The organism is Aeromonas sp. QDB30, assembly GCF_027707645.1.
Lineage (GTDB): Bacteria > Pseudomonadota > Gammaproteobacteria > Enterobacterales > Aeromonadaceae > Aeromonas > Aeromonas caviae.
Genome location: NZ_JAPCIY010000042.1, coordinates 14749 through 35975, shown reverse-complemented (window position 1 = coordinate 35975; position 21227 = coordinate 14749). Strand labels below are relative to the sequence as shown.

Genomic DNA, 21227 nt, shown 5'->3' with positions numbered 1-21227 from the left:
AAGCAAGCAGGAAAGTGGGATCAAGAGACGATCGTCTCATTTTTCCTGTGTCAATACTGTTCCGGTGAATACTTACCCGAAGATAAGGGCAGTCGATAGCCAGGCGATGAGGATGGCGGACTTGCGGGTCAGGCCGAGCTTCTGGTGACAACACCAGAGGATGGCCAGAAAAGGCAGGATGGAGATCACCTCCTCGCCGAAGAGCTGGGGCGCCGTCTTGAGATAAAAGAGGATGCGCGCCGTATTGGACGCCTCTGCCAGCATGGCGTTGACCGGGTTTGCATTCAGCTGGAACAGGTGCTGCATGGTCATGGCAACGGCGATTGAGACCAGTATGTTGATGCCGGTAATCGCCAGCATCAAGAGACAATCCCGCCGCGTCGGCGTTCGAAACAGTGAGCGCCACCCTGTTCCCGCCACCATGGCGAGCACGGCCAGAGGAATGAGAGGGAACAGGAGTGCGGGCACAAAGCCCCCCTGAGGTGGTCTTGAAAAAGTCGATGGGGGCGGAGAGTGCCGCAAACCCCAGGATGACCCCCAGCAGGATGAGTGCCCAGCCACGGGCAGACGGGGTGTGAGGATCCTGGCGATAGAGGGGGAAATCCCCGGCGCTCTTGCGCTCGAGCCCGAGGCGCTCACTGTCATTCAATACCGGCAATGCTGTAGGTTGATGCTCACCCATGGTGATCCTCGGGATGTTTATCCGTTGCTGTGCAGACAACCCTACACCAGAAAGGGGGGAAAGGGGCGCCGCTGGCTACAACACGCCAGGGGAATGGCACCGCCGCCAATCAGTTGTCGAAGTTCCACTCGATGGGCAGCTCAAGATCGAAAACAAGCTGATCCCCGTCGAGGGTGAAGGCCACGCTGGTCTGGTGCTGGTCGTATTCGTCGATAAGGCGGCAGCTCTCGGCGAAGTTGGATTCGTAGCCGAGGCGGGCAGTGCCGCCGGTGCGAGCCTCGTCGAGTTCCACCCCCAGCACCCGCAGGGGATCCTTCTGGCTGAGCTTGACCCGGCTGTCACCCACATCCACCAGCCGCTCCAGCAGGGGGAAGAAGTCCTGCTTGTTGGCCTCGATGGCCCGAGCGATGGCCTGCTCCAGTTCGGTGGCGCTGGCAAGGGCGGGATCCAGCGTGTAGCGGGTCTGGATGCTTTCCTGAGTCATATTGTGCTCCTTGGGGCAATGAACCTGCGTCGGCCATCAGCACGATAGGCGGTGAACAAGGTGTGCCTAGCCATTAAATAAGGTGGTGATTCATTCTGGTGGATAAAACCATCATAAAAAACCGATGAAGGCAGCATATTGCTTCTCGTCAGGCGGGAATGCGGCCATTGCGCACCAGGGCCCGGCGGATATTTTTGCACATCTTGCCGAAGCGGTTGAGCTCGTCGAAGCTGGGCGGGATGCCGCGATCGATCTGATATTGCCAGTAGCAGAGGTCCGTATCCACCAGCTCCATCAGCTTCTTGGGGCAGCCGATGCAGGTGTTGTCCGGCCCGCATTTGAAGGTATCCGGTTGATAGAGCGGAAATTCCGCCTTCACGGCGTCGATGATCTGCTGCATGGCGGTCATGCGGTCAGGCTTTCTGCTCACGGCTCGTTCCCCGGCGGCTTGTATGGGGGAGTCATTATATCCCTGACAAAATGTGGGCCAATGACGCTTAGGAGGTAGTCCGCCTTGCGTGCACGCCACCGCACCCCGGATCCTGCGCCTGCTTCCCCCCTGGTGGCCTCTTCTGTCTGGCGCCGTTTCGGGTCATGATGAAAGCCCCGAACGAACCACTTTTTGACTGACCCCTCTGGAGGTGCGATGAGACCCTGTGCCCTGCTGTTGCTTTTTCCCCTGGTGTGCCAGGCCGAGGCCAGCCCGAGTGAACCCGTGCAGGAAGGTACCCTGGCCAATCAGCAGCTGATCCGGGATGCCATGGTGGGGGTCGCATCCTGGGTGACCACCAAGGGGTGTGACGCGCCGGAGCGCTTCGTGCCCGTGGTACTGCAACTTCCCGAGGGGGAGCCGGGCAGTCGCCACTGGCAGGAGCGCTGGACGGTGACGGGCTGTGGCAACGACTATCCCGTGGTGATCGATTTTCGGGAGACCGGGATGCAGAGCGCCATGTGGACCATTGCCCGATAGGGTCGGCGCCGCCATCTGCGAGCTGTAAAGATGACAACGCCCGGCAAGCCGGGCGTTGGAACAGCGTGAAGGGGAAAGGCCCGTCATCAGAAGTCGTGGTAGAGGGGCCAGCCGAGCAGGGGATGCTTGAGACCGGCGCGCATCTCCATGTTGTCGAGCTTCTCCGGGGAGGCGTCCTCTTTTTGCAGCTGCTGGTACTGGCGCACAAACCCCAGGGTGTGCAGCAGGTTCGGCACGAAGCCCGGGCTCAGCTCCTGGCGCAGGGCCGCGGCCATGTCGGCGGGCAGCTCACTCAGCATCAGGGCGAGCTGGGTGGCCAGATGGTCGGTGTCGAACCAGGCCTCGTCGAGGGCAATCTCTCGCGCCAGTCGGCGTTTGAGATCCTGCTTCACCTTGAGGGGGGCGGCGCCGCTGCCCTTGCCGCAGAGGATGCGATAGAGCAGCGCCTCGGCCAACTTGTCCTCCATGGTGGGGTGGTCGCTCTCGCTGGCGAAGAAGTGCTGGTCGATCAGCCCCATCAGGCGGCTCTTGTTGTGCTCGGTCAGTGCCTTCTCGTACTCCTGCCACCCTTGCCACTCCTCAATGTCGGGGGGGCTCGAGATCTTGTCCAGCAGGCGCGCATCCACGTCACCGTAGAGGCTGTTGCCAGCCTGCTTGGGGCTGACGGTGATGAGCATGGACCAGCCCTTCTGGAACGGCTTGATGGGGCCTTCCGGCGCCTGCAACAGGGCCAGGGCCTTGGCCGGATCCCGTTGGGATAGCTCCTGCAGACCGAGGCTCACCACGCCGATGACGTCGTGGGCCGCCTGCTCCAGCAGGTGCATCTTGTACTTGTTGTAGTACTTGTCGGCGAATTTGAGGCTCATCAGCACCGCCTTGCCCTTGATGGCGGCGAGCTGCTGCTGACTCAAGAGTTCGTTGTCGCGGCCAAAGCGCAGCACCTGGGTCAGAAAGGGGCCCTGGTTGGCATCGCGAATGACTAACTGCATGAATGGGCTCCTTAATCCAGAAAGCTGAACATGTCGTCGACGTCGCCGTACTCGTCTTCCTCGACCTTGTTCTTCTCTTTGGCCTGCATCACCAGCTCGGCGGCAAACTTGTTGATGATGCCGTCCCAGGTGGAGTGCTCGTTGCGCAGCAGCGCCTTGATGGCTTTCTCCACCTCGGGGGCCAGCTCGCGAATGAGCATCAAGAGGCTGCGCGGGTCATCCAGCGCGTAGTCGTGGACATCCTCGCTCTGCTGGCGCTCGCTGTAGCGCAGGGACTCTTCGAGATCTTCCTCTTCGGCGTGCAGCACGTCGCGATAGCCTTCGTCCTCTTCATAGCGATCGCCGCGATAGAACTCGATAAAGGGGATGGCGAGGTAGAAGAGACCGGCCGGATCTTCGGCCACGCACTCGAGGATCTCGCGCTGCTTGGCCTCGCTATCCTGGGTGCGGATCAGGTAGTTGAGGAAGTCGAAGGTGTGCTGTTGCAGCTCGTCGGCGTTGTTCTTGATCGCCTCTTCCCAGTAGAGGGGCTGCTGGCAGACGATGTCGCGGATCCGCTCCGGGGTCATCAGCTCGGAGATGATGGAGGGGAAGGAGATGTCGTGCTGGCCGTTGATCTGGGTCAGGGTAACGATATCAATGTTTTCAATCACTTCTGCCAGCTGGTCGTCAGACATGGTCTTGGCGATCAGCTCGAACTTCTCGCTGGCCTGCTTCGGCTCGATGACGGCCAGCTCTTTGATCTCGATGGCGGTAATTTCTATCAGACTGTTGCTCATGCCTTGCCCCAATTAGAAACGGACTTCGTCGTACATATCCTGATCGCCGTCGTCATCACCATAGCGGTCACTGCCGCCGTGGTAGTCGGCGTCGGCATCTTCCCCGTCTTCCTCTTCTTCGTCCCGCAACTCATAGTCGTCATCACCGCGGTGGCTGCCGCGGGGCAGCGGGTTGTCCAGCAGGAACAGCACGGCGCAGGCCTCCATCAGCTGATCTTCGCTCTGTGCCCGCACCGCCTTGACCAGCGGCAGGATGGCGTTGTTGAAGCCGACGCTCACCTTGAACTCGTCCCAGGAGGGTTGCTCACCGCTGGCGAGCCACTTGTTCCACTGCGACTTGGCCTTGGGCGGGAACTGCACCCGGCCATAGAGGGCGAGCGGCAGGTATTCGGGCATGAACTCCAGCATGCTCATGTCGGCCAGCAGCAGGGCCTTCATCTGGTCGGTGAACTGCTCGAGCCCCTTGGGGTCGTCCTGATCCCGGTAGGATTCGATGTTCTCGCTGGCATCGCTTTGCAGGGCCTTGAGCCGTGCCTGGTCCCATTTTTTTTGCATAGTCGCTCTTCTTGCCTGGTGGTTCAGGGGTAGAACTGGTCCCACATCTCCTGCATGGCAGCAGCGGGATCGGTCACGATGACGTTGTTGAAATCCTTGATAAAGGCGGCCCGCTGTTTCGGATCGGACAGCACTTCATAAGCCTGCTTTACCTGGTGCAGCTTGAGGGCTGCCTGCTCTTTCTCTTCTTCGCTCGCCCCGTGCAGCTTGTCGGGGTGGTACTGGTTCGACAGCCGTCGATAGGCTTTTTTGATGTCGTTTTCACTGGCATTGGACTTGACGCCCAACACCCGGAAGTAGTTGTTCATGACGGATCCTGCCTCACTGGCATGGTGGAATTCATCCTGTGTCGACCTGGTGGCGGAACGTCGGCAAACCAGGCTCGGCAAAAACCGGAGATTTTAACGGAAAGCCGGCGCCTCTGCCATGAAAGTGCGGTCTTTCTGTACGAAAAGAGCGGGCGGTGCGAGATGGCGGCGGGGCTACACTGGCAGAGGGGGGCGGCAGGCCCTGGCGTTGCCCGACCCCCTCTTGTCCGAACCATCCGGATTCTGCCGTCACAAGGAGTCATCGCCATGGTCAAGTCCGCGTTTTTCGTGCTCGCGCTGGCAGGCAGTGCCGCCTCTGCCAGCGACATATTGCCCGCCTCGCCGCTGATGGGGGATGTCACCAAGGCCCAGTTCATGGAGCGCGCCGCCCAGCGCTTCGCCCTGCAGGACAAAAACGGTGACGGCGTGCTGTCGGTTGCCGAGAAAGAGGCCAACCTGGCAAAGCTGGCTGGCGTGATGCAACAGGCTGGCAAGCCGGTCCCGGAGCGGATGAGCCAGCTCAAGCCGTCGCGGGAGACCACCAGGGCCCAGTTCATGGCGCGGCAGGAGGCGCTCTTCTCTCGCCTGGACAAGAACGGTGACGGGGTGATCGGAGAGTCTGAGCGTCTCGACATCAAGGCCAATCTTGAGAAGCGGGCGATGGAGGCCGCCCAATAGGGCGGGTTGTCAGCCCTCTGATGAAAAAGAGCCCGGTAGCGATACCGGGCTCTTTGCATCTCTGGCATGAAGGGGGCTACCAGCTTGCCCAGAGCAGCCGCAACCTGAGCCCCCAGGCGCTGCTCCAGCCGGTGGTGCTGCTCACCAGAGCCCCATCCTTGATGACGAGGAAGGTCGGCGTCACCCCCACCTGCCAGCGGGCGGCCAGATCCCCGGACTCGTCGTTGTGGGTGGGGAAGGTCAGCCCCTTCTTCGCCATCCCGGCGCGCAACGGCTCATCGCTGCCGGAGCGCAGGGCCACCGTCAGCACATTTTCGCCCTCCTGCCAGAGCTGCTCCACCGTGGGAGTGGTGAAGCGGCACACCCCGCACCAGCTGGCCCAGTAGTAGACCAGCAGGGGCTTGCCGCGGCTCTGCTCGGCCAGAGTGGTGGTGGTGCCGTCCTGCAGGGTGAAGGGGGCCTCCATGGCCCCCGCCGGCAGGGTGGGGCTGCGCCACAGATCCACCAGGGTGGTGATGACGAGCACCATCAGCAGCAGCCAGAGCGCCTCCTTGCCCCAGCGGCGCCAGCGGGGGGCTTTTATGCCTGCATCCTCGGCCATGGCTTAGCTCCGCTTGGCCAGCTCGGCTTTGACCAGCTGTTCCAGCTCGTCATAGGGAATGGCGCCCGGCACCAGCTGGTTGCCGATAAGGGTCGCCGGGGTGCCTTGCACGCCGAGCAGGGTGCCGATGCGCAGGCTGTTGCGCAACTCTTCGGTGGCCTTGCCTGCGGGCTTGAGGGTCAGGTTGTCGGTGGCGGCCAGCGCCTTGTTGATGTCCGTCTCGGTCAGCATCCCCTGCTTGCTCATGAGCTTGTCGTGCAGGGGGAGGAAGCGGGCAGGATCCTGTTGCCACAGGGTCAGGCTGTACTGGGCTGCCTTGGCGGAGGTCTGCCCCTTGAACGGCAGCAGCTTGATCACCAGCCCCAGATCGTCCGGATAGGCCGCGAGCAGCTTGGCGACCGCCGGGTCGAACTGCTTGCAGTAGGGGCAGTTGTAGTCGGTGAACAGCACCAGGGTCAGCTTGGGATGCTTGGCGCCGAGGCGCGGGCTGGTGGGGCTGTTGAACAGCACATCCTGGTTGCCCTTGATGAAGTCACCCATCTGGGCCTGCTGGGTCGCGGCGTTCTGTTTCTCCCAGGATTCGGCTGCCTCGTCGAGGATCCCGGGGTTGGCGATCAGGGTCTCGCGAATGAGCTCCTTGATGCGGGCCTCCTGCTCCGGGGTGAAGGGGGCGGCGTGCAGCGTGGGGGTGCCCAGGGTGGCGGCTACCAGGGCGGTGCAGAGGGTCAGGGTTCGCAGTCTCATGGCATTCTCCTTAGAAATGGGTGGCATCGGCCTGAACGAGGCCGGCCTTGTGCAAGCTGTCGAGCAAGTCGGCCTTGTCCAGCAGGGGAGAGAGGATCTCTCCCTCTGGCAGGCCGGGCCCGTAGATCTGGTTGAAGGGAACGGCGGCGGCGCCGCGCTGGCGCAGGAAGGCGGAAATGGCATCGCTCGGCCGGCTCCAGTCGCCGCGAAGGGCCACCACGTCCGGGGCCGACAGGGCGCGCTGCACCTCGTCACGCAGCAGCACGTTGTATTTGTTGGCCTTGCAGGTGACGCACCAGTCGGCGGTCACATCCACGAAGACCCGCTTGTTCTGGGCCAGGGCGTCGGCGATGGCCTGTTCGGAGAGCGGCTGCCAGGCGACTCTGTCTATGCTGCCCGACCCCTGCGCCGTGAGGGCGCCCCCCAGCAGCAGGGCGCCGCCGATGAGTGCCGAGAGGGAGAGGGCCAGCGTGAAACCACACAGACCATAACGCCAGAGGATGCCCATCAGCAGCACCAGCACCATGGCGGCCATCAGCCAGCCGGTGGCCGTGCTGCCCAGATGGTTGCCAAGCAGGCTCGCCAGCCAGAGGCTGGAGCCCAGCATCATCAGGCCGAGCAGGATGCGCAGTCGCCCCATCCAGCGCCCCGGTTTGGGCAGCCAGAGGGCAAGGCGCGGCAGGGCCGCCACCAGCAGCCAGGGCAGGCTCATGCCAAGGCCGAGGGCCGTGAAGATGAGCCAGAGCTGGCCGAGGGGCGCCGCCAGTGCAAAGGCCACCGCGGTGCCGAGGAAGGGGGCCGAGCAGGGGGTCGCGAGCAGGGTGGCGAAGCTCCCCTGCAGGAAGTGACCGCCGAGCCCCTTGCCGCCGCGGGTGGCGAGGCGAGTGTTGAGATTGCTGGGCAACCTTATCTCGAACAAGCCCAGCAGGTTGGCGCAAAACAGCAGGGTCACCGCCACCATGAAGCCGATGAAACCGGCGCTCTGGAACTGGATCCCCCAGCCGACGGCTCCCTGAGTCGCGCGCAGCAGGCTGCTCATGGCTGCCAGCACCCAGAAGGAGGTGATTATCCCGGCGCTGGCGGCGAGGAACTGCTTGCGCACGCCTCCTTGTTCGCGCCCCTGCTGCTGCAACACGGTGCCGAGTTTCAGGGCCAGCACCGGCAGCACGCAGGGCATCAGGTTGAGGATGAGACCGCCGAGCAGCGCCGCCCCCAGCAGCCAGAGAAGTGGCTGCTCGGGGGCCGGCAGGGCGAGGGGATCGGCGATGATGGCGCGGGTCTGCCAGGCCTGCTCGCCGCTGGTGAGCAGCAGGCCGAGGGATTGGCCGCGCAAGTCAGGGGCATCCCCCTGCCAGCCATCGCTGACCGGCACCCGGGCGATCAGGGTGGTGCCGCTTACCTCGAGCGCGGGCTTGCCGAACTCGGCCCCCTCCAGCGCATCGATGAAGAGCGCTGGCGCCTGCCAGCCCTCTGCCCGCTCGGCGCGCAGCTGCAGCTGGTTGTGCTGGTAGCCGAGTTCGACCCGGGTGTCGGCGGGCAGCGTTTGCGGCAGGGTGCTCATGGCCCGGGCCCAGGCGAAGTCGAAACCGGCCGGCGCCTGCCCATCCGCCGCCAGGGTGAAGGGGTAGTCGGTCAGGATGCAGACATTGCTGCAGGTGGAGAGGCGCAAGGTGCCCTTGAGCGGCTGCCCGGCCGGGTAGCTCAGGCTCAGGGGGAAGCGTACCTGCTCCTGATAGCCCTGGGTGTTGAGCCCGGCGACCTCGAAGGGGCGCGGCGTGGGCCAGTGCCACTGGAAGTCGCCGACCGGCTCATCCCACAGGATCTGGGGCGCTATGCCCCCTTCACCCGGGCTGTGCCAGTAGGTCTTCCAGCCTGACGCCAGCTGGACATCGAGCAGGATGCGGGTCTGATCCGGGACGCTGCGGTCGGCTTGCAGCCTGACCTTGGCGTGACTGTTCTGGGGGCGGGTGAGCCACCCCGTATCGCTGGCCAATCCGCTGGATTGCCACAGCAGGCTGCCCAGTAGCAGGGCCGCCTTGAAGAGATTCGACATGTGTTGGGTCTCGCAAAAAATGAGTGACAGCAGGCTGAAAAAGCGCGGCTGAACTCATTCCCGCCAGACGCAGAGGGTGAGGTGCAGTCGCCGCTCCGGCGGCGAGACATTGATGGGGGGAGGCAGTGCCGGCGCGCGCCGTGACAGGGGCACCAGCAGGGCAATCACGAAGGCGATGGCGAAGAAGAGCTGCTCCACGCACAGCAGACTGGCGGCGCTCAGCCACTTGCCGTTGAGCTGGCAGCTGCTGGGCTGCACACTGGCAGGCGTGCCCTTGTCGGCCTGGTCGTCGGCCGAGGCGAACTGGGGCAGGGTCTGGCAACTCACGGCGTGATCGAGCAGGGCGAGGCGGGCCAGCGGCTGGGCCGCGCAATTGAGCACCAGCAGGCAGACCAGCAGCAGGAGTCGTGTCGCCGCGCGTTGTTGCAAAATCATGCTCGCCCCGTTCATCAAGATGGCCACATCCTAGCGGGCAATGGCGGGTGGGGCAAGCCGGGGTGGCCGGTGACGTCCGGGGCTGGTCGGTTCTGTCTGGCGAACGCTTGTTCGCTAAAAGGGGGACCAGTATACTGCGCCGAGTCAAATTCCGAGGTGTTCGATGCTCAAACTTGCCCGTGTGCTGCTGCTGGCACTGCTGCTCGTCTTCTGGTTCCTGTTCGGCCTGTTGCTTTGTCTGGTGCGCCCGCGCCACCCGAACAACGTCTATGTCTTCGCCCGTATGTATCATGCGGTCTGCCCGCTGATCGGCCTCAAGGTCCGGGTGACGGTGGCCGACGAGGTCAAATCGGTGGGGCCTGCGGTCTACGTCTGCAATCACCAGAGCAACTACGACATCTTCACCGTGACCGGCGCCGTGCAGCCCGGCGTGGTGGCGGTGGGCAAGAAGAGCCTGCTGTGGCTCCCCTTCTTCGGTCTCATCTTCTGGCTCTCCGGCAACGTGCTGATCGACCGCTCCAACCGCTCCCGCGCCATCGGCACCATCGGCCAGGTGGTGGATCGCATCAAGCATCGCGGCACCTCCATCTGGATGTTCCCGGAGGGGACCCGCTCCCAGGGGCGTGGTCTGCTGCCGTTCAAGGCGGGGGCCTTCCACACTGCCGTCCAGGCCGAGGTGCCCGTGGTGCCCATCGTCTGCTCCAGCTACTTCGGTCAGGTCGATCTCAACCGCTGGGACAACGGCGAGGTGCTGCTGGAAGTGATGGCCCCGGTGTGCAGCAAGGAGCACGGCGCCGCCGGCATCCGCGAGCTCTCCGACACCTGCCGGGAGAAGATGGAAGCCAAGCTGGCGGAGCTGGATGGCAAGCTCGGCCATCGGCCGGCGGCCTGAGCCCGGTTGCAGAGAAGAGAGGGAGCCGCTGGCTCCCTTTTTTATTGGTGAAAATCACCATCTTGTTGGTTTTTTTCACCACGCTGTATCCGGTGAACATCCATCGTTAACTTTCATCTAATTGTAAATAAAGGAAAAAACATTCTGGCACGGCTCTTGTAGTGTCATGGGAAGAGAGTGACCCCCCATCAACAAGGAGCCAGACCATGAGCGTATTCAGCCGCCTGACCGACGTGATCAATGCCAACCTGCACAGCCTGCTCGACAAGAGCGAAGAGCCGGAGAAGATGCTGCGGCTGATGATCGAGGAGATGGAGCAGGTCCAGGTCGAGATGAGAACCCAGGCCGCCCGCGTCATCGCCGAACAGAAACAGCTGGAGCGCCATCAGCAGGCGCTGCGCAACCAGATCCAGGAGTGGGCAGCCAAGGCCGAACTCGCCATCCAGAAGGGCCGCGAAGATCTGGCCCGTGCCGCCCTCACCGAGAAGCTGGCGGAGATGAAGCAGTGCGAGCGGCTGGAAGAGGACAAGGCGCGGGTGGCCGAAGTGCTTGCCCAGCTCACCGCCGACAGCGAGCGACTGGCGGCCAAGCTGACCGAGGCGCGGGAGAAGCAGAAGATGCTGACCCTGCGCGAGCAGACCGCCCACAGCCGCATCCGCGCCCGTGCCCAGGTGGACAACCAGCGCATGCACGAGCTGGTGGCCCGTTTCGACGGCTTCCAGAACCGGGTCGATCAGCTGGAGGCCCAGCTGGAGGCGGCGACCCTGGGGCAGAATCCCTCCCTCGAGGCCCAGTTCCGCGAGCTGGAGCTGAACGACGAGATTGAGCGGGAACTGGCCCGGCTCAAGGGTCAGAAGGTGGAGGCATAACCATGACACCCTGGCCCAAGGATCTCGCCCATCGCAAGCTGACCGGGGTCTGCGCCGGTCTTGCCAGAGGGCTGGGGGTGTCCAGAGTGACGGTGCGGGTGGTGGCCCTGCTCGCCCTGATCCTGATGCCACCGCTGGCCCTGGCGCTCTATCTGGTGGGGGTGCTCGTCATGCCTCCCCGCCGTGAACTTCAACGCTGGCTGGGGTGATCTCCGGATCGCCCCGTCGGCAAGTGCAAGCCCGTGAGGAGCACAACATGCTGGAATTTATCGTCTTGATCCTGGTGCTGATCGGCATGGCGCTGACCGGATTCACCGTGCTGGCCATGCTGCTGGTGAGCGGGGTCTTCGTGCTGTTTGGCGCCCTGGCCGGCATGTTTGCCCTCATCATCAAGCTGGCGCCCTGGTTGCTGGTGGTGCTGGTGGTGTGCTGGCTACTCAACAACAGGCGCAAGCAGTCGAACACCTACCGTTAAGCCCCCCTGATTTCGCATCCTTCCTTGGTCACTGCTTGCAGTGGCCCTTTTTATGGGGGCGACACAGGGTCGGTGTGCGGGGTGGCAAGCCAGGAAAGGCTCCAGCCGTGCCACAGCGCCGGCTCGTGTACCAGGCGCTCCTTGAACGCCTTGCTCTGCTGCTTGAGGCGGTACTCGAGGCGCAGCGCCTCGGGTTTGCCGGGGACTTCCTGCTGCCATACCAGGGAGAGGGGTCCCTTGCCGCGCAGGGCTCTGGCCCCCTTGCCGCTCTGGTGCTGACGCAGTCGCCGCTCGGGATCCGTGCTGATCCCCGCATAGAGTGCCCCGGTGCCGGTGCGCACCAGATAGACAAACCAGCGGGAGGGAGTGGTGGTGGCGAGGGTCATGAGGTGCGCCACCTGGCCCGCTGGCGCCCAAGCCGGTGCAGGGGCAGCAGGCTCACCAGCAGGCCGGCCCAGACGAAGGCAAAGCCCACGGATTTCACCGGATCCGGGATCTCGCCAAACCAGAAGAGGGCGAGCAGGAAGGCGAGGCTCGGCTCTATGTATTGCAGCAGCCCCACCGTGCTCATGGGCGTGCGCGCCACCGCATAGCAGAACAGCCCCACCGGCAGCAGGGTGGCGGGGGCACTGCCCATCAGCAGCAGTCGCTCGGTCCAGTCACCGGCCATAAACAGGCTGGAACCCTGGGCACCGAGGTAGCCGAGGACGAGCAGGGCGACGGGCAACTGCACCAGGGACTCCAGATAGAGGCTGGTTCCGGCGTCCAGTCTCACCTTTTTCTTGATGAGGCCGTAGAGGGCGAAGTTGGCCCCCATCACGAGGGAGAACCAGGGCAGCTGGCCGTAGGAGAAGAGCATATAGGCGAGCCCCGCCAGGGCGAGCGCCACCGCCAGGTGTTTTTGCGGGGTGAGCTTCTCTTTGAGGAAGAGCACCGCAAAAGCGATGTTGAACAGCGGGGTCATGAAGAAGGCGAGGCTGGTGGCCAGCACCTGGCCCGTGGTCAGGCACCAGGTGAACATGCACCAACTGATGGACATCACGGGGCCCGCCAGCAGCACAAGGCCGAGCTGCCGGGGATCGCCGCGCAGGGCCCCCCAGGGCACCCGCTGGCCGAGGAGCAGAAGCAGGCCTCCCAGCAGCACCACGGACCAGAGCACCCGGTGGGAAAGCAGTTCCCACATGTTGATCTCGGGCATGAACTGGTAATAGAGGGGCAGCATGCCCCACAGCACGAATGAGAGGGCCGCGCTGCCGGTGCCCATCCAGTTCTTCATCTCTCTCCGTTTATTAAACTAAACAATGGCGGCTGCATGATAAGTATCCGCCGCCCCTTTCACAAGCGGGAGCGGGGAGAAAACTCTGGTACTATCGGGCCCATGAACCGACTCGATCCCCTGTTTGAACAGATCCGGGCCTGCCGCCTGTGCGAGGCCCACCTGCCGCTCGGCCCAAGGCCGGTGATCCGCGGCAACGAGCGCGCCCGTCTGCTCATCATCGGCCAGGCCCCCGGCACCCGGGTACACGCCAGCGGCATCCCCTGGGACGATCCCTCCGGCGATCGCCTGCGCTTGTGGCTCGGGGTGGACAAGGCCACCTTTTACGATGAATCCCGCATCGCCATCATGCCCATGGGGCTCTGTTACCCGGGCAGGGGCAAGTCGGGGGATCTGCCGCCGCGCCCGGAATGTGCCCCCACCTGGCACGACAAGGTACTGATGCTGCTGCCCAACATCGAGCTGACCCTGCTCATCGGCCAGTATGCGCAGGCTTACTACCTGAGGGCGGCGGCGAAAGGATCGCTCACCGAGACGGTGCGACACTGGGCGGACTATGGCCCGGCCTGGTTGCCGCTGCCGCACCCGTCCCCGCGCAACACCCTCTGGCTCAGGAAGAACCCCTGGTTCGAGCAGGCGGTGATCCCCCATCTGCAGCAGAGGGTCGCCCCCCTGCTTGACCCGGCAGGCTAGAGCGCCGGCTCGGCCTGGGGTTTGGGCTTGCTGCGGGCCATGGCGACCAGCGGCAGTATGATGCACAGGCACCCCAGCAGCAGCGGCAGCCCCGGCTGTTCGTCAAACAGCCAGACCCCGATGGCGACCGCCATCAGTAGCCCGGTGTACTCCGCCGAGGCGATCTTGCTCGCCTCCGCCTTGCGATAGGCCATCACGCACAGCCCCGCGTAGACCATGATGAGCGCCGAGGAGCCGAAGGCGGGCCACCACATCTGCCATTGCCACTCGCCCCCTTCCCACCAGGCCAGCGCCAGGATGAAGGGCATGCTCAGCACATTGGTGAAAAACAGGGTCTGGGCGATGGGCTGCTGGAGCGGGATGCGCTTGATCAGCAGGTTGTTGACCGCCAGGGAGAGCGCCACCCCGAGCGCCGCCAGGGCGGCCCAGTTTACCTCGGTCGGGCGCAGCACGATGAGCACCCCGACGAAGCCGAGCAGCGCCGTCAGCACCTTCTGGCGCGAGAGTGCCTCCCCCGCCAGCCAGACCGCGAGCGGCACCATCAGCAGCGGGGCGGCATAGAAGAGGGCGTTGGCGGTGGCGAGCGGCAGCCGGGTGAGGGCGACCACCATCAGGCAGACGCCGACGGCCCAGATGTGGGCCCGCAGCAGGTGCCACTTGAGGGCTACCGGTGGGTTGCGCCGCCAGGACCAGAGCAGCCAGGGGGCGAGCAGCAGGGCCGCGGAGAGCTGGCGGAAAAAGACAAACTGGAAAATGGGCTGGTCCGGCTCCAGCACCTTGACCAGGGCATCGGAGAAGACCGCCACCATGTTGCCGAGCACCAGATAGAGGATGCCTATCCCGACTGCATTCATACCACCTCCAGATTCAGATGAGGGGAGGGTAGCCCGCGGCCTGTTATCCAGTAAAATGATAAAAAATCATCACGCATGAGAAATTTGGATAATGAAGCTGCCCCCCCTGCGCGCCGTTCAATATTTCGAGGTGGTTGCCCGCCTGCTGAGTTTTTCCCGCGCCGCCCTGGAGCTCAATGTGAGCCAGAGTGCGGTCAGTCACCAGATCCGTCTGCTGGAGGATTTTCTGGGGGAGCGACTGCTGCTGCGCCAGGGGCGGCTGCTCTCCCTGACGCCCCAGGGGGAGATCTATTTCGAGGGGATCGCCGCCGGGCTGGTCCAGATTGCCCAGAGCAGCGAGCAGTTGCGCGGTGGCGGCGAGATGCGGGTGCGGCTCGCGGTCTACAGCTCCTTTGCGGTGAAGTGGCTGATCCCTCGCCTGGCCGGGCTGCGCCAGCTCTATCCCGAGCTGGATCTCAGCCTGGAGATGGTGGCGGAAGATCCCGAGCTCTCCGACAGGGTGGCGGACGGTTTCATCACCGTCTCCCCCGAAGGGCCGGGCTACATGCACGATCTGCTCTATCGGGAGCGGCTGATGCCGGTGTGCAGTCGCCGGATGTGGCAGCAGGTGGAAGGGGAGTGGCCCGCCACCCTGTGGCAGTTGCCGCTGCTCTCCATCCAGGCTATCTACCGCGAGAAGGGGGAAGATTGGCGGCGCTGGGCCGAAATGGGGGGACTGACCATTCCCCCCGAGGCGAGGGTGCACCATTTCAGCCATATCCTGCTCGCGCTGGAGGCGGCGAACTGGGACCAGGGAATGGCGCTCATCAATGACTACATGTTGCAGCCGGAGGATCCGCGTCTAGTGCGACTGCCCCTGCACGCCCTCGAGACCGGCGACAACTTCTATTTCGTCTTCAAACGCTCGCGCGCCCATGAACCCGCCATCAGCCGGTTGCGTCAGTGGCTGTGGCAGGAGTCGCAGGCGAGCCTGAGACCCGGGGAAAACGAGCCTCTCAGGCGTGTCTGAACGGGCTGGGGGCCCTATGCAGAATGGACGGCGCAGCCCACGACGAAGGTGTCTGATTCGGGAGGCCTGATGGCACTGGCGAGACCAGGACCATCAGGAGCGGGTCAGGTGCGCTTGAACTGGCTCAGTACAAAGAGGGTGGTGGCGCAGACTACGACCGAGGGACCGGCCGGGGTGTCCTGATACCAGGAGAGGGCAAGGCCCCCCAGCACGGCGAGACAGCCTGTCAGGGCGGCAAAGCCAGCCATCTGCTCCGGGGTCTGGCTGAAGCGGCGGGCGGTGGCGGCGGGAATGATCAGCAAGGAGGTGATGATGAGCGCCCCGACGAACTTCATGGCCACGGCGATGACCAGGCCTATCAGCAGCATCAGCACGCAGCGCAGCACATCTACCCGCACCCCTTCCACCCGGGCCAGCTCTTCCGAGATGGTCATGGAGAGCAGGGGATCCCAGAGCCGCCACAGGGTGAGCAGCACCAGGGCACCGCCGCCGTAGATCCAGAGCAGGTCCATGGGCTGCACCGAGAGCAGGTCGCCAAACAGGTAGGCCATCAGATCCACCCGCACGTTGTCCATGAAGCTCAGGGTGACCAGACCCAGCGACAGGGCGCTGTGGGCCAGGATGCCGAGCAGGGTGTCGGTGGCCACCTGCTGGTTGCGGCTCATGATCACCAGTAACATGGCCATGGCGAGGCAGCAGACCACCACCGCCAGGGTGAGGTCTACCTGCAGCAGGATGCCGAGGGCAATGCCGAACAGACAGGCGTGGGAGAGGGTGTCGCCAAAATAGGCCATCTTGCGCCACACCACGAAACTGCCGAGGGGGCCGGCCAGCACGGCGATGCCGAGCCCGGCCGCGAGGGCGTATAACAGAAAGCTGTCCACTTGATGATCCTGTTGCGTGCGTTACGGGTTGCGGGAGGGCAGGCGGATGACGGGCGCCTGCGGTTTATGGTGGTGATGCTCGCCATCGCAGTGGTGATGGTGGGTGTAGACCGCCAGCACCTCCTGCTCCGGCCGCCCGAACAGGCGGGCAAATTCCGGGTGGCGTGCCACGCTCTGTGGCTCGCCGTGACAGCAGACGTGGCGATTGAGGCAGATCACCTCGTGGGTGCTGGCCATCACCAGGTGCAGATCGTGGGAGACCATCAGCACGGCGCAGTGGAATTCGGCGGCGAGCTGGCCGATGAGGGCGTAGAGCTCGATCTGCCCCGTGATGTCTACTCCCTGGACAGGTTCGTCCAGCACCAGCAGCTCGGGCTTGACCAGCAAGGCGCGGGCCAGCAGCACCCGCTGCATCTCGCCGCCGGAGAGCTTCTGCATCCGGTTGTCCAGCAGATCCTGGGCGCCGACCCGGCTGAGGGCCTCCTCGATGGAGAGGCGGCTGTTCTTGCCGAGCTGCAGGAAGCGGCGCACCGTCAGCGGCAGCGTGGGGTCCAGGTAGAGGCGCTGCGGCACATAACCGACCCGCAAATCGCGGCGGCGAATGATTTCGCCCGAGTCCGGATTGAGCAAGCCCAGCACCAGCTTGCTCAGGGTGCTCTTTCCCGCTCCGTTGGGGCCGACCAGGGTGGTGATTTTGCCTTTGTTCAGGGTAAAGGAGACCTTGTCGAGCACGAGTCGTCCGTCAAATGAGAGACAGACCTCTTTCAGCTCCACCAGTTGGGTCATGACAGCTCCGGGGTTTACAGCCTGTGGAAGTTATAATATAACAGCGACGTTGGTTTGTTATATTATCACACACACACTCCCTGACGAGACCTCTATGCGAATTCTTGCCCTGATCACTGCCCTGCTGGCGGTGAGTCTGCCTGTCCGTGCCCTCGAGGTGCTGACCACCATCAAACCCCTGGGCTTCATCGCGGCGGCGATCACCGATGGTGTGAGCGAGCCCGGGGTGCTGCTGCCCACCGGCGCGTCGCCCCACGATTTTTCCCTGCGCCCTTCCGATATTCGCAGCATCAACGAGGCCGATCTGGTGATGTGGGTCGGTCCCGAGCTGGAAGGCTTCATGGCCAAACCCCTGGCCCGGCATCCTCATGTATTGACCCTGACCCAGGTTCCCGGCATGCCGCTGTACAACTATGCGACCCAGGGGGAGCATGACGAGCATCATCATGACGACAAGGATCATGACCATGCCGCCCACGACCACGGCTCGCACGATGAGGGCCATGAAGGGCACCACCACGAAGGGGTGGATCCCCACATCTGGCTGGGTCCAACCCAGGCCAAGGTGATTGCCAAGGCGATTGCAACCGAACTGGGCAAGCTGGACCCTGCCAACCAGGCGCGCTATGCCGCCAATCTCGCGGCCTTCGAGGGCAAGGTGAACGCCCTGGACAAGGTGATCGCCGTGCAGATGGAGGCGGTGGATCAGAAGGGCTACTTCGTGTTCCACGAAGCCTATGGATACTGGGAGCGTCACTACGGCATGAGCTCCAAGGGACACTTCACCGTGAGTCCGGAGCGTCGCCCGGGAGCCAAGACGCTGATTGATATCCGCAAGGCGCTGGAAGAGAAAAAGGCGAGCTGCATCTACGCCGAGCCGCAGTTCTCCCCGGCGGTGATCGAGTCGGTTGCCCGCAATACCGGGGCCAAGGTGCTGCTGCTGGACGAAGTCGGCGAGCAGGTGCCGCTCGGTCCGGACGGTTATCCGCAATTCATGCAGCAATTGGCGGACGCCTTCGCCCAGTGCCGTTGAGCTCTTCCCGGCTTTTCCGATGGGGCTGGCAGCGCCAACTATACTGACCTCCAGCATCTGATATGGAGTGTCAGTCATGAAATGGTTGCTCGTCTCTGTCTGCACGCTGACCCTGCTGGGATCCGGCATACAGGCATCCGGTCTTTCCGAACACATCGCCAGCCCGGAACTCAGGGCAAAAATGCAGGCGGTCTATGGCGCCAGAGCGATCCAGCGCGCCGAGGCCTTCTCCCGCCTGCTCACCCCGAGGGCCGGCACGACGGATCAGCAGAAGCTGGAACTGGTCAACAACTACTTCAACAATCTGACCTACAGCGAGGATCCCAGACTCTGGGGTGACGAGGATTACTGGGCCAATCCCCTGGAATTCATCGGGGCCCGGGGCGGGGATTGTGAGGATTACAGCATCTCCAAGTACTACACCCTGATGGAGCTCGGCGTCGACGAGAAGAAACTGCGGCTGGCCTATGTGAAGGCGATCCGCTACAACCAGTTTCACATGGTGACGCTCTATTTCCCGAGCACCAAGTCAGATCCCCTGGTGCTGGACAACATCAATGGCCGCATCCTGCCGGGCAGCCAGCGCAATGATCTGCAACCCGTTTACAGTTTCGATGCCAAGAGCATCTGGGTCATGAAGTCGCGTCGCGAGGGAACCCTGGCGGGGAGCGCCGATCGCCTGACCCAGTGGACCTCGATGCAGAGCCGGTTCTCCAGCGAGCACCTGCGTGCCCCCCGCCGCCAGCTATAGCTTGCCCGCGCTGTTCAACTCTTCGAAGTATCTTGCCGCCCCCGGGTGCTGCGGGACGCTCAGCACCGGGCCCGTCTTGTTGCGTGCCTTGTGGAACAGGTTGGCATAGCCATAGGTCTGTTCGTTGAAACCGGTCTGCTGGCTCAGCATCGCTTTGGTCAGACGATAGACGTCTTCGTCTGGTGTAGCGGCATTGGTCACCAGAGTGGCGGCAATGGCGAAGGTCGGTGTCGCCTTGAGGTTGCCGGGATAGATGCGAGCGGGTACCTGGCTGCGCTGATAATACTTGACCCCCTTGAGCAGTCGCTCCCGCGTCTCCCCCTCGATCGGCAGGAAGCGGATGGCGCAGCGCTTCGCCGTGGCCAGCACGATCCGGTTGGGATGGCCCATCACCAGGCCATAGGCATCGATCTGCTTGCTGCACAGCGCCTCGGAGAGATTGGCCACGCTCTTCAGGTCGAGGTCCTGCTCTCTGGTGCCCAGTGCGTGGAACAGGGCCAATGCCGTCTGGCGGGTGCCCGAGTGTTTCAGCCCCATGTCGATGGGGGCCAGCTTGAGTTGCGCCAGGGTGGTGATGTCGCCATCGGCTCGCACCACTATGGTGAAAGGTTCCGCATGGGTGGCGAAGAGGGTTCTCAGCTCGGGTTGGGGTTGCCTGGCGAACGGCCCGATCCCCTGGCTGGCCTGATAGAGCCAGTCGGACTGGACGAGGGCATAAGGGGTCTCCCCTGCTTGCAGCATGCGCAGATTCTCGATGGAACCTGAACTGGCTTGCGGCTTGCATGACAACGTGGGGTCACTCTTGTTGGCCAGCCGGCAGAACTCCTTGATGACCTGGTAATAGATGCCCTGCTTACCGCCCGTGCTGATGGCCAGGGAGGCGGCGTGCGGAGCGGGTTGCCACAACAGGGCAAGCAACAACAGCGGGGTTCTCATGATGCCTCCTGAGTGGCGTAGCCATCGATGCCCCAGTTGCGCAGGGTGTCTACGTCGCTCACCTCGCTGGCTTCGGCCAGCAGGGTGTAGCCGGAAGCATGGAGGCACTGGGAAAGCAGATTCCAATAGAGGGGGGCCTGGGTCAGCTGGCAGCTGATGAAGACAGGCCTGATGGGATCGAGCCTGGCCAGGTTGTCGTTGTTCATCGGGACATTGCTGAACGCCATCTCGATCCCCTGGGTCTGAAGCGCCGTCAGCCGCTCTTCGGCGAGGGGGGGCAGGCTGGCCAGATCCCAGTGCCAGTCCAGGGTCTTGCCTCTGGCATTGGCCAGAGAGGGGGCGAACTGTGCCCAGTCGGGATGGTTCAGCAGGCTGAGGGGCAGCTGAAGCCCTTCCGCTTTCTCGACAAGAAAGTCGTTGAACAGGGCCCTGATCTCATCGGGCGAACTGTCCGTGGTGGGGGGGGGCTTGGGCAAGAGCCGGCTGTAGAGTCTGATGTTGCCCTGAGTGGAGACGAAATGCTGCAGGTACATGTCACCTGCAGTATCGGTCAATCCCGTCAGCTTCTGGTGAGCCAGGGGGACGTCGAGCCTGCCGAGCTGGGTGATTTTGAGCCGTTGCTGCAGCAGATCCCGCTTGCGTTCGGACACCAGTTGATTGATGGAGGTGGCGACCTCCTGCAACTCGCGAAGCCAGGGGAGAGGCAGGTTGCCGCTGAACTGACGTTTGCGGATCTGGGTCAGTTGCTGGCTGATCTGTTCAAGCGGACGCAGCAGGCGACGGCATACCCAGGTGATGACCAGAGTAAAGACCAGCAGGCCGGCGAGCAGGGCAAGCCCGGTACGGCTGATGGCGTTCCACAGGTGCTGGTAGGCATACCCCTCGTGCCCTTCCAGCGTGAGAGTCCCAAGGATGCGCCAGCCATCGGTCAACTCCTGCTCAATCTTGACCGGGGGCATGTCGATAACCGAGGGAAGCCAGGTGGGTACGTTTTGTTGTGCGGTGTGGAAGACCTTCTGGAACAGCAGTTGACCGTCCGGATCCAGCAAGACCACCGAGCTGACGAAGCCGCCGTCAAACATGGCATTGACGATGGTTTCCGCGAGAACCTTGTCATCATTGAGCAGGGTGCCCTGGAGTACCAGACCCAGGGCAGTGATGGCGGTCTCAAGATTGGCCGACATCTGGTCGAGAATGGATTGTCGTACCGTGGTGATCTCCAGCATGAGCAGCAGGACGGCACCGATGGCGAACAGGATTAGGATGATCACATTTAACAATTTTGCCAACGACATACCCACTCCATGGTGATGTTTTTGCAACATTTGCGGATCCGGAGCGCCAAACAACCGGACTAGGTTCTTAAAAATAGAAAAAAATGGCTAAAAACGACGATCATTTCTGCCCATGCTGGAAGGTTATGCATAAAATGTGAGTTTCGTGCATGTAGCTATGAACTTTTTGTAAGTATTTAGGTCTAAAAGCCAGATA

At 63.2% G+C, this 21227-nt stretch carries 28 protein-coding genes; 10 read left to right on the top strand and 18 right to left on the bottom strand.

Annotation, left to right across the window (positions count from 1 at the left end; translation table 11 throughout):
* Nucleotides 1–72: 72 nt before the first annotated feature.
* The 3 genes from PG896_RS13385 to PG896_RS13375 all read right to left on the bottom strand — a co-directional run bounded on the left by PG896_RS13385 (nucleotide 73) and on the right by PG896_RS13375 (nucleotide 1566).
* Complete coding sequence (locus tag PG896_RS13385) at nucleotides 73–468, bottom strand: hypothetical protein (RefSeq protein ID WP_270835802.1); 396 nt, start codon at nucleotides 466–468, stop codon at nucleotides 73–75.
* Nucleotides 469–791: 323 nt separating this feature from the next.
* Nucleotides 792–1166: a hypothetical protein gene (locus PG896_RS13380; RefSeq protein WP_128296341.1), complete on the bottom strand. Its 375-nt coding sequence runs from the start codon at nucleotides 1164–1166 to the stop codon at nucleotides 792–794.
* A 148-nt stretch (nucleotides 1167–1314) separates the two neighbouring features.
* Nucleotides 1315–1566 carry a hypothetical protein gene (locus tag PG896_RS13375; protein ID WP_039039818.1) on the bottom strand — a complete coding sequence of 84 codons (252 nt, stop codon included), beginning with the start codon at nucleotides 1564–1566 and terminating at the stop codon, nucleotides 1315–1317.
* A gap of 246 nt (nucleotides 1567–1812) precedes the next feature.
* Between PG896_RS13375 and PG896_RS13370 the strand changes: the two genes are divergently transcribed.
* A complete protein-coding gene (locus PG896_RS13370) occupies nucleotides 1813–2136 on the top strand; it encodes a hypothetical protein (RefSeq protein ID WP_010672785.1) in 324 nt (107 codons plus the stop codon).
* Between the two features lie 86 nt (nucleotides 2137–2222).
* Here PG896_RS13370 and atcC read toward each other — a convergent pair whose 3' ends face one another.
* Genes atcC through atcJ form a run of 4 tightly spaced genes read right to left on the bottom strand, consistent with a single transcriptional unit; the run spans nucleotide 2223 to nucleotide 4767 of the window.
* On the bottom strand, nucleotides 2223–3125 hold the full coding sequence (gene atcC / locus PG896_RS13365; protein ID WP_270835801.1) for a cold adaptation protein AtcC: 903 nt from the start codon (nucleotides 3123–3125) through the stop codon (nucleotides 2223–2225).
* A gap of 11 nt (nucleotides 3126–3136) precedes the next feature.
* Entirely contained in the window at nucleotides 3137–3904 is a 768-nt protein-coding gene (atcB, locus tag PG896_RS13360) for a cold adaptation protein AtcB (RefSeq protein WP_005335887.1), read from the bottom strand.
* 12 nt (nucleotides 3905–3916) lie between these two features.
* Nucleotides 3917–4459 (bottom strand): cold adaptation protein AtcA, encoded by a 543-nt coding sequence (gene atcA / locus PG896_RS13355; RefSeq protein ID WP_128296340.1) that lies wholly within the window; start codon nucleotides 4457–4459, stop codon nucleotides 3917–3919.
* A 23-nt stretch (nucleotides 4460–4482) separates the two neighbouring features.
* Nucleotides 4483–4767, bottom strand: a complete 285-nt coding sequence (gene atcJ / locus PG896_RS13350; protein ID WP_005305278.1) for a cold adaptation protein ActJcold adaptation protein ActJ — start codon at nucleotides 4765–4767, stop codon at nucleotides 4483–4485.
* 267 nt (nucleotides 4768–5034) lie between these two features.
* Here atcJ and PG896_RS13345 point away from each other — a divergent pair, with 267 nt between their 5' ends.
* Entirely contained in the window at nucleotides 5035–5445 is a 411-nt protein-coding gene (locus PG896_RS13345) for an EF-hand domain-containing protein (RefSeq protein ID WP_270835800.1), read from the top strand.
* A 76-nt stretch (nucleotides 5446–5521) separates the two neighbouring features.
* Here PG896_RS13345 and PG896_RS13340 read toward each other — a convergent pair whose 3' ends face one another.
* The 4 genes from PG896_RS13340 to PG896_RS13325 are packed head-to-tail and all read right to left on the bottom strand — an operon-like array spanning nucleotide 5522 to nucleotide 9278.
* Nucleotides 5522–6046: a protein disulfide oxidoreductase gene (locus PG896_RS13340; RefSeq protein WP_201890482.1), complete on the bottom strand. Its 525-nt coding sequence runs from the start codon at nucleotides 6044–6046 to the stop codon at nucleotides 5522–5524.
* 3 nt (nucleotides 6047–6049) lie between these two features.
* Complete coding sequence (locus PG896_RS13335) at nucleotides 6050–6790, bottom strand: DsbA family protein (RefSeq protein ID WP_010672791.1); 741 nt, start codon at nucleotides 6788–6790, stop codon at nucleotides 6050–6052.
* A 10-nt stretch (nucleotides 6791–6800) separates the two neighbouring features.
* A complete protein-coding gene (locus tag PG896_RS13330) occupies nucleotides 6801–8843 on the bottom strand; it encodes a protein-disulfide reductase DsbD family protein (RefSeq protein WP_270835799.1) in 2043 nt (680 codons plus the stop codon).
* Between the two features lie 54 nt (nucleotides 8844–8897).
* A complete protein-coding gene (locus PG896_RS13325; protein ID WP_043152974.1) occupies nucleotides 8898–9278 on the bottom strand; it encodes a hypothetical protein in 381 nt (126 codons plus the stop codon).
* A 163-nt stretch (nucleotides 9279–9441) separates the two neighbouring features.
* On the opposite strand from PG896_RS13325, the gene PG896_RS13320 reads away from it, so the two are divergent.
* The 4 genes from PG896_RS13320 (at nucleotide 9442) to pspG (ending at nucleotide 11514) form a co-directional block, all read left to right on the top strand.
* A complete protein-coding gene (locus tag PG896_RS13320) occupies nucleotides 9442–10170 on the top strand; it encodes a 1-acylglycerol-3-phosphate O-acyltransferase (protein WP_039039739.1) in 729 nt (242 codons plus the stop codon).
* 206 nt (nucleotides 10171–10376) lie between these two features.
* Nucleotides 10377–11039 (top strand): phage shock protein PspA, encoded by a 663-nt coding sequence (pspA, locus tag PG896_RS13315; protein WP_010672795.1) that lies wholly within the window; start codon nucleotides 10377–10379, stop codon nucleotides 11037–11039.
* Nucleotides 11040–11041: 2 nt separating this feature from the next.
* Nucleotides 11042–11248 (top strand): PspC domain-containing protein, encoded by a 207-nt coding sequence (locus PG896_RS13310; RefSeq protein ID WP_010672796.1) that lies wholly within the window; start codon nucleotides 11042–11044, stop codon nucleotides 11246–11248.
* Between the two features lie 47 nt (nucleotides 11249–11295).
* Nucleotides 11296–11514, top strand: coding sequence for an envelope stress response protein PspG (gene pspG, locus PG896_RS13305; RefSeq protein ID WP_052814381.1), 219 nt, complete (start codon nucleotides 11296–11298; stop codon nucleotides 11512–11514).
* Nucleotides 11515–11564: 50 nt separating this feature from the next.
* Here the strand turns inward: pspG and PG896_RS13300 are convergent, their stop codons facing one another.
* Both PG896_RS13300 and rarD read right to left on the bottom strand, forming a co-directional pair.
* Complete coding sequence (locus PG896_RS13300; RefSeq protein ID WP_052814382.1) at nucleotides 11565–11900, bottom strand: GIY-YIG nuclease family protein; 336 nt, start codon at nucleotides 11898–11900, stop codon at nucleotides 11565–11567.
* Nucleotides 11897–12790 carry an EamA family transporter RarD gene (rarD, locus tag PG896_RS13295; protein ID WP_201955445.1) on the bottom strand — a complete coding sequence of 298 codons (894 nt, stop codon included), beginning with the start codon at nucleotides 12788–12790 and terminating at the stop codon, nucleotides 11897–11899. The genes PG896_RS13300 and rarD overlap by 4 nt, the downstream gene beginning before the upstream one ends.
* A 102-nt stretch (nucleotides 12791–12892) precedes the next feature.
* On the opposite strand from rarD, the gene PG896_RS13290 reads away from it, so the two are divergent.
* Nucleotides 12893–13483 carry a uracil-DNA glycosylase family protein gene (locus tag PG896_RS13290; protein ID WP_010672800.1) on the top strand — a complete coding sequence of 197 codons (591 nt, stop codon included), beginning with the start codon at nucleotides 12893–12895 and terminating at the stop codon, nucleotides 13481–13483.
* Here PG896_RS13290 and PG896_RS13285 read toward each other — a convergent pair.
* Nucleotides 13480–14337: a DMT family transporter gene (locus PG896_RS13285; RefSeq protein WP_010672801.1), complete on the bottom strand. Its 858-nt coding sequence runs from the start codon at nucleotides 14335–14337 to the stop codon at nucleotides 13480–13482. The two genes, PG896_RS13290 and PG896_RS13285, sit on opposite strands and share 4 nt — an antisense overlap.
* 91 nt (nucleotides 14338–14428) lie before the next feature.
* On the opposite strand from PG896_RS13285, the gene PG896_RS13280 reads away from it, so the two are divergent.
* Complete coding sequence (locus tag PG896_RS13280; protein WP_042014956.1) at nucleotides 14429–15346, top strand: LysR substrate-binding domain-containing protein; 918 nt, start codon at nucleotides 14429–14431, stop codon at nucleotides 15344–15346.
* Nucleotides 15347–15450: 104 nt separating this feature from the next.
* Here the strand turns inward: PG896_RS13280 and znuB are convergent, their stop codons facing one another.
* Both znuB and znuC read right to left on the bottom strand, forming a co-directional pair.
* Nucleotides 15451–16230 (bottom strand): zinc ABC transporter permease subunit ZnuB, encoded by a 780-nt coding sequence (gene znuB, locus PG896_RS13275; protein ID WP_128296333.1) that lies wholly within the window; start codon nucleotides 16228–16230, stop codon nucleotides 15451–15453.
* A 21-nt stretch (nucleotides 16231–16251) separates the two neighbouring features.
* Nucleotides 16252–17016, bottom strand: a complete 765-nt coding sequence (gene znuC / locus PG896_RS13270) for a zinc ABC transporter ATP-binding protein ZnuC (RefSeq protein WP_161470597.1) — start codon at nucleotides 17014–17016, stop codon at nucleotides 16252–16254.
* Between the two features lie 94 nt (nucleotides 17017–17110).
* Here znuC and znuA point away from each other — a divergent pair, with 94 nt between their 5' ends.
* Both znuA and PG896_RS13260 read left to right on the top strand, forming a co-directional pair.
* Complete coding sequence (znuA, locus tag PG896_RS13265; RefSeq protein WP_270835798.1) at nucleotides 17111–18049, top strand: zinc ABC transporter substrate-binding protein ZnuA; 939 nt, start codon at nucleotides 17111–17113, stop codon at nucleotides 18047–18049.
* A 76-nt stretch (nucleotides 18050–18125) separates the two neighbouring features.
* Complete coding sequence (locus PG896_RS13260) at nucleotides 18126–18800, top strand: transglutaminase-like cysteine peptidase (RefSeq protein ID WP_270835797.1); 675 nt, start codon at nucleotides 18126–18128, stop codon at nucleotides 18798–18800.
* Here the strand turns inward: PG896_RS13260 and PG896_RS13255 are convergent.
* Entirely contained in the window at nucleotides 18795–19736 is a 942-nt protein-coding gene (locus tag PG896_RS13255) for a TAXI family TRAP transporter solute-binding subunit (protein WP_052814387.1), read from the bottom strand. The two genes, PG896_RS13260 and PG896_RS13255, sit on opposite strands and share 6 nt — an antisense overlap.
* Nucleotides 19733–21031, bottom strand: coding sequence for a LapD/MoxY N-terminal periplasmic domain-containing protein (locus PG896_RS13250; protein WP_052814388.1), 1299 nt, complete (start codon nucleotides 21029–21031; stop codon nucleotides 19733–19735). The genes PG896_RS13255 and PG896_RS13250 overlap by 4 nt, the downstream gene beginning before the upstream one ends.
* Between the last annotated feature and the right edge of the window lie 196 nt (nucleotides 21032–21227).